The organism is Pseudomonas sp. CM27 (genome assembly GCF_013179515.1).
GTDB lineage: Bacteria > Pseudomonadota > Gammaproteobacteria > Pseudomonadales > Pseudomonadaceae > Aquipseudomonas.
Genome location: NZ_JABMCN010000066.1, coordinates 17,104 through 24,227, shown reverse-complemented (window position 1 = coordinate 24,227; position 7,124 = coordinate 17,104). Strand labels below are relative to the sequence as shown.

Annotated in this window: 6 protein-coding genes; 4 read left to right on the top strand and 2 right to left on the bottom strand. The window is 59.5% G+C overall.

The window, feature by feature from the left end; genetic code table 11:
- Positions 1-230: 230 nt before the first annotated feature.
- The gene (locus HP547_RS10840) at positions 231-1,313 is read left to right on the top strand and encodes a hypothetical protein (protein ID WP_172286278.1); all 1,083 of its coding nucleotides are present in this window, start codon (positions 231-233) and stop codon (positions 1,311-1,313) included.
- Here HP547_RS10840 and betT read toward each other — a convergent pair.
- Both betT and HP547_RS10830 read right to left on the bottom strand, forming a co-directional pair.
- The gene (gene betT, locus HP547_RS10835) at positions 1,306-3,528 is read right to left on the bottom strand and encodes a choline BCCT transporter BetT (protein WP_172286277.1); all 2,223 of its coding nucleotides are present in this window, start codon (positions 3,526-3,528) and stop codon (positions 1,306-1,308) included. The two genes, HP547_RS10840 and betT, sit on opposite strands and share 8 nt — an antisense overlap.
- A 296-nt stretch (positions 3,529-3,824) precedes the next feature.
- Positions 3,825-4,814, bottom strand: a complete 990-nt coding sequence (locus HP547_RS10830; RefSeq protein WP_172286276.1) for an AraC family transcriptional regulator — start codon at positions 4,812-4,814, stop codon at positions 3,825-3,827.
- 229 nt (positions 4,815-5,043) lie between these two features.
- Between HP547_RS10830 and antA the strand changes: the two genes are divergently transcribed.
- The 3 genes from antA to HP547_RS29945 form a co-directional block, all read left to right on the top strand.
- On the top strand, positions 5,044-6,444 hold the full coding sequence (gene antA, locus HP547_RS10825) for an anthranilate 1,2-dioxygenase large subunit (protein ID WP_172286275.1): 1,401 nt from the start codon (positions 5,044-5,046) through the stop codon (positions 6,442-6,444).
- A gap of 2 nt (positions 6,445-6,446) precedes the next feature.
- On the top strand, positions 6,447-6,938 hold the full coding sequence (antB, locus tag HP547_RS10820; RefSeq protein ID WP_172219134.1) for an anthranilate 1,2-dioxygenase small subunit: 492 nt from the start codon (positions 6,447-6,449) through the stop codon (positions 6,936-6,938).
- 87 nt (positions 6,939-7,025) lie between these two features.
- Positions 7,026-7,124, top strand: a 99-nt coding sequence (locus HP547_RS29945) for a 2Fe-2S iron-sulfur cluster-binding protein (RefSeq protein ID WP_372242887.1), incomplete at its 3' end; no start/stop codon positions are given.

Here is a 7,124-nt window from a genome sequence, read left to right as displayed (position 1 = left end):
TGCCTTGTAACGTTTGCAACGGCAACCGCAGGCCCGGCATGCCTTGCAACAGGTGCAATGATTCGGGAACGATCCCCTGCCACATCTGCCACAGCTCAGGGAACATCACCTGCAGGTCGTGCCGAGCGGGCAAGGTCACCTGCGCCACGTGCAAAGGCGCTTGCCAACTGATCTGCGAATACCATCTGGACGTCTTCGCAGACACCTCCGTGAACTTCCAATGGGGTGCGATGAGTGCAGACTGGTTGCTGCCAGCCCTGCGGGAAGTGATGAACACCCCGCACCGCCACCAGGTATTTGCCGTGGATCGCTACCAGACCACCGCCGACCAGCCAAACGTGTTTACCGCCAGCGGTCACGCGGTCGCGGCACAGGCGCAAGTGACCTATCAACAGGCAAGCGGCACCTGCCGGTTCATCGGCCCCAACCTGCACACCGTGTTCCTTGATGGCGTGCTCAGCGGCGGCTTCAAGAAAGCCGTCGACGGTGTGCAGCAATACACCAACATCTGGCAGGTCAACCAGGCATCGAACAGCAAGATCGCGCGCTTGCTGATAAAGGAAATGGAGCGCGAGACCGACGTCGAGAAAACCTCACCCGTACGTAACGGCATCATCAGCGCGGCCGACGCGACTGCTTTCATGGATGCCCGTAATCGCTCGCTTTACCACATCATCTCCACCAGCCTGAAGTTCCGCTTGAGCGCCGTGCTGGGGCTGGCGTTCTCGTTAAGCGCAGTGATGACCGTGCTGTATGGGGCAATGAGCTTGCTGCACCGCAACACACCCAGTGCCATGGCCGGGAACGAGGGTTACATCGGGCTGTTTGCGCTGGCGCACAACCCCGACTCGGTAGTGGCGGCGTTCATGTTGCCGCTGCAATCGCTGATTAACAGCGTGGCACAACGCGGGGATTACTGGCCGCTGGCCTGCTGGGGGCTGGTTGCCCTGGTCTTCAACCGAATGGTCCTGCCCCTGCTGGCACCCAAGGTCTGGCGCTGGACCGAGGGCCATCTGCTACGCGCCATTGTGCTGGCCGTGCCCGGCATCCTGCTGCTGAATCTGTTCATGGCCCTGCATCCGTCAGGCTATGTAGTGCTCAGGTTTACCGAACTGATGCCTGACATTCGCCTGACCGGTGCCCTGGGCAGGACGACGCAATGGTTGATCACCTATGTGCCACAGATCTTTGCCTTGTCGCTGGTTGTTGCGCTGCTCAGGTACAAGGCCGCGGGGATGCATTGGGGGCGGCGCCAACTCAGGATGCTGCTGCAGAAACGCGATGTGGCCGGGTATCTGTCGCTGATCAAGTGACACCGGGCGGTGTAATGACCGATGCCGTATCCGTCTGGGCAGACAGGGTCAGGAACGCAAGGTGCGTTTCATACCGTTCCAGCACGTCGTCGATGATCTGCTGCCTGGTCAAACCCATCAGGTCATAGCCACCCGAGCCGGTCTGGGTGTAAACCTCCAGGCGGTAGTACACGTCGGTCTCCCGCGACATGCGGCCGCCGAACATCGGCACCGGTGCCTCTACCATGGCAACGTGGTAGAGGAAGTCGCGGAACGTGTCCATCGGCAGCCGCAGTATCGGCTCTTCGATGCCGTAGGCATTGCTGATGTTTTCACGCTCGACCTGGTAGTCCTGGTTACCGAATTCGGCGGCGACTTCATCCAGTGCAGGCCGGACAGTGCGCTGCAGAAACTGGCTGACCTGGCGCTGCGACGGAAACGCACGCATCTGCTCCAGCCGCTGCTTCCATGAACGCTCTGGCACGTGGCCACCGATCGGGGCCATCGATGGCCGTCGCAGCACCTGCCCTTCGCGCTCGGCACGCTCCATGCGCAACACCTTGTAGAACGAGGCCATGACCAGGTAGGCAATGACCGTGACCGGCAAGGCGAAGATCAGGGTGGCGTATTCCATGGTGGTCACCCCTCCCGCAATCAGCATCGCCACGGTGAGTACCGCAGTCATGATCGCCCAGAAGATGCGCAGCCAGCTCGGCCCGTCATGCGAAGGGTCCGGGATCGACGTAGAAAAGTTCGACATCACCATCGCGCCCGAGTTGGCGCTGGTCAGGTAGAACAGCAGCCCGGACAGCGTCGCCAGGCCGATCAGGAACATCGCGCCAGGGAACATGCCGAGCAGCGCGTACCAGCCTCGCTCCGGGCTTTGCATTGCCAGTTCGGCGAATTCGGTGTTGCCCTGCATCACTTGAAACAACGCGGAATTACCGAACAGCGAGACGATGATGAAGTCACACAGCACCGGCGCTGTGATGGCAGCGATAACGAATTCGCGCAGGGTGCGGCCACGGGAGATACGGGCCAGGAATACCCCCACGAACGGCCCCCAAGCCAGCCAGAACGCCCAGAAGAACAATGTCCATGAGCCCATCCAGTCGGTGGTGCCAGGCTGGTAAGCAAAGGTTTGCAAGGTGCGTGCGGGGAATGTGACGATGAAGCGGCCGATGTTTTCCACCAGCGCATTCAATAGAAACGCCGTCTGCCCGCTGAACAGGATGTAGAGCATCATCGCCACCGCGCTCCACAGATTCAGCTCGGCGATCCAGCGGATACCCCGGTCGACACCGGAGGTGGTCGCGGCGATGGTCAGCAGCACCGCACCGCCGACCAGCGCGATCTGCAGCCCAAGCCCCTCTGGCAGGCCGAAGATGAGCGAGAAGCCGACGTTCAGCAACACCACGCCGATGCCCATCGAGGTGGCGACACCGAACACCGTGCCGATCAATGCAATGATGCTGATACCATCCCCAAGCGGGCCCCGCACGCGCTTGCCCAGCAAGGGATACAGCGCCGCTCGAATCGACAGCGGCATGCCCCAGCGGTAAGCAAAATAGCCCATGGCCATGCCCAGCAATGCATACATCGCCCAGCCAGCGATGCCGTAGTGGAACATTGTCCAGACCACGGCATCCTGCATGGCCGCCGGCGTGCCGCCTTGGCCAGCGGGCGGTGTGAGGTACTGCACGACCGGCCCGGTGACCGAGTAGAAGAGCATGTCGATACCCACGCCTGCCGCGAACAACATGGCGACCCAGGTCACCAGCTTGTATTGCGGCCGCGAGTGATCAGGCCCGATGCGCACGTCACCTTCCTTGGAAAACGCCACCCACAGCACAAAGGCGATCACCAGCGTCATGGTCAGCACGTAATACCAGCCGAGGTTGATCGCGATCCAGTCCACAATCAGCTTCATGGTCGTGCGCGCTTCAGCGGGGCTGAGTATCGTGCAAATCGAGAACGCCAGAATCACCACTGACGAAATGATCACTACCGACCAGTTGATATGCGACTGGTAGTCTTCGATGAGCTCTTGCGGGCCTTTGCTGAGGTCACTTCGCGACACGGGCGCATCGTCTTCATGACGCTCATGGCGGCGGTCCAGACCACCGAAGCGCTTGCGCTCCAGGGCGGCGCGTAGCGGTTCATTTTCAGCGTTCGGCATCGGGCCATTGGGCTGTATTGTGTTCGGCTGATCCTCGTCAGACGGTTTGACAGGCATGGTCTACTCCTACTTCGATGTGGCTTGAAGCACACGGGGAACGGGTGAGCGCTCGCTGATTGGAAACGCTGCGGGATCAGATGTCGGCAGCCGTACGCATGGACGGGCAAACACCTGGGATATGTCACGGGCGGGAAGGCAAAGCGGGTGCAAATATCACCTCGCCAAGCCACCTACCATAACATTTTCTGCAGGGATGGCTTTGATGGGGGGCGTTAACTCACTGATTTCACGCTGAACCTGGCCTGATGGCCAGACCTTGCGGGCAGCACCGTTGCGATGCTGCAGTCACAACTTCAGTGGGTACGATGCGCCTTCAGCGTATGCGAAGGCAACTCCCCGAAACGCTCCTTGTACTCCTTGGAAAAACGGCCGAATTGCTGAAAACCGTAATCCATGGCAATACTGGAAACCTTCTCCGAAGCGCGTGCCTGGGTCAGGCGCACACGTACTTGTTCGAAGCGTACCTGGCGGTAATAGGCCATCGGCGTCATGCCGTAATGGGTATGAAAATCACGGTACAGGCGCTCACGTGAAACACCCGCAGCGTGCTCGAGGTCTTCGAGCGTCAGTGGCGCTTCAAGCGACGCGTTGAACAGCGCTTCAAGTTGGGCCAGGTACTGCGGGCGCCCGCTTTGTCGCGCTTGCAATTCATCAGAATAGTTATGCCGTTGAGAGAACAGCAGGCTCGTGACCAAGCTGCCTTCAAAGTTGCTCCAGACTTCTGGCAGGTCGCACAAAGAGTTCTCGGTCTGCAGCATCGACTGAACACTTTCCACCAACTTCCACCAGTCTTGCATCGCCCCTTGCACCGGCACCATGGGTTCAAAAAGTATAGGCTGCACGATTTGCCGACCGAGTAACTTGGACAGTTTTGCCTCCAGCGCGCTGCGCGAGAGTTTGACCATTTTTTTCAGGCATTTTTCACCGATGGTCATGCGCAACGACTGGTTAGGCGAGAGGATTACGCCCACCGAAGGGTTGGAAACAAAGGCCTTGCCCTGATGCTCGATGCTTTGCTCGCCGTACACGGGCAAGTTGATGCTGTAGCTCTCCTGCAAATCCTGGATCTTGACGCTGACCAGGGTCGAGTATTCGATCAAGCCGATAGCGGCATTACCAATGATCGTGCCGTGATGACGAAAATCCAGCTCGCCAGGCCTGGGGACTTCAAGATCATGTGGCCCATTGATGCTCAACATCCACTGTATGGCTTGCGCGGGCGTATTGAGAACGGTTGAGAATTGCTGACGACTGGCATTGTTTTTATTGTGGGTGTTACGCATGGCATTTCCTCATAGGGCCCGAACCGCGAGCGTCTCATGTATGCGCTTTTGCGGTAGCACGCGGGACCAAGCTATTTCGCTCGGGTGCCAACGTCAAGCACCGTCAGTCCTGCCAGCGGCCTGATGGAAAACGCAAAACTGCATAGCAATCACGTGGTAGCCGAATAGTGCCGGGACGGGCTGGGGGGTTTAATCGAGCCATTCCCGCAGCAAGCAAAGGTCAGACTCCATGAGCACCAAATCAATTGCCCAGTGGCAGGACTTTATCCAGGGCTGCCTGGACTTTCGTCCCGTGGAAGGCGTGTACCGCATCGCCCGTGACATGTTCACCGAGCCGGCGCTGTTCGACCTCGAGATGGAGCTGATTTTCGAGAAAAACTGGATCTATGCGTGCCATGAAAGCGAGATTAGCCAAAAGCACGACTTCATGACCATGCGCGCCGGCCGCCAGCCCCTGATCATCACCCGCGACGGCGAAGGCCAGCTCAACGCGCTGATCAACGCCTGTCAGCATCGTGGTACGACCCTGACCCGCGTCGGCAAGGGCAACCAATCGACCTTTACCTGCCCCTTCCATGCCTGGTGCTACAAAAGCGACGGTCGTCTGGTCAAGGTCAAGGCGCCGGGCGAATACCCGGAAGATTTCGACAAGGCAACGCGCGGCCTGAAAAAAGCCCGCATCGAAAGCTACAAGGGCTTTGTCTTCGTCAGCCTCGACATCCACGGCAAGGATTCGCTGGAAGACTTTCTGGGCGACGCCCGGGTGTTCTTCGACATGATGGTCGCGCAGTCCGCCACTGGCGAACTTGAAGTGCTGCCGGGCAAGTCGTCCTACACCTACGACGGCAACTGGAAGCTGCAGAACGAAAATGGCCTGGACGGCTACCACGTCAGCACCGTGCACTACAACTACGTGGCCACCGTGCAGCACCGCCAACAGGTCAATGCCGAGAAAGGCCTGACCGCCAGCGGCACCCTGGACTACAGCAAGCTGGGGGCGGGTGACAAGGAAACCGATGACGGCTGGTTTGCCTTCCACAACGGCCATAGCGTGCTGTTCAGTGATATGCCCAACCCCACCGTACGCCCCGGTTACGCCGCGATCATGCCGCGCCTGGTTGCAGAGCATGGCCAGGACAAGGCCGAATGGATGATGCACCGCCTGCGCAACCTGAATATCTACCCAAGCATGTTCTTCCTCGACCAGATCAGTTCGCAGCTGCGCATCATCCGTCCGCTGGCCTGGAACAAGACCGAGATCAACAGTTTCTGCCTCGGCGTCAAAGGCGAGTCGGACGCCGACCGCGAGAACCGTATCCGTCAGTTCGAGGACTTTTTCAATGTCTCGGGCCTGGGTACACCGGACGACCTGGTGGAGTTTCGTGAAGCGCAGCGCGGTTTCCAGGCGCGCCTGGAGCGCTGGAGCGACATTTCCCGCGGCTGCGACAAGTGGGTCGATGGCCCTACCCGCAACAGCGAAACCATCGGCATCGCCCCGGCCCTGACCGGCACCGAGTTCACCCACGAAGGCCTTTACGTCAACCAGCATGGCAACTGGCAGCGCTTCCTGCTCGAGGGCCTGGCCCGCAAGGCCGAAGAACAGCAATCCCTCAAGCTCAAGGAGGTATGACCATGAATGGCGAACTGCAGTACCGCGTCGAACAGTTTTTCTACCGTAACGCCGAGGCCTGCGATGCCCAGGACTGGGACGCCTACCTGGCGATGTTCAGTGAGGACAGCGAGTTTCACCTGCCGCAGTGGGACTCGGAACACGTCTATACCCTTGACCCAAAGCAAGGCATGTCGCTGATCTACTACGCCAACCGCGGGGGGCTGGAAGATCGGGTGTTTCGGATTCGCACCGGCAAAGCGGCTTCGACCATTCCCATGCCGCGCACCCTTCACCTGATCAGCAACGTCCGCATTGCGCCGCTGCACGGTGGTGAGCTGGAAGTGAAGGTGAACTGGCACACGTTGTACTACCGGCTGCAGAACGCCGAGCAATTCTTCGGCCGCGCCACCTACCGCCTGCGGCCCGACGGCGAGAGCTGGAAAATTGCCCGCAAGCATGTGGTGCTGCTCAACGACACGATCAATTCGGTGCTCGATTTCTACCATCTCTGACACGGCGGAGGAGCCATCATGACGTACAAGGTTGCCTTCAACTTTGCCGATGGAAAAACACTGTTCTGCACCGTTCAGGGCAACGAAGTGCTGCTTGATGCAGCGCTGCGTGCAGGCATCAAGATTCCGCTGGATTGCCGCGAAGGTGTGTGTGCCACCTGCCAGGGGCGCTGTGAGTCTGGGCAG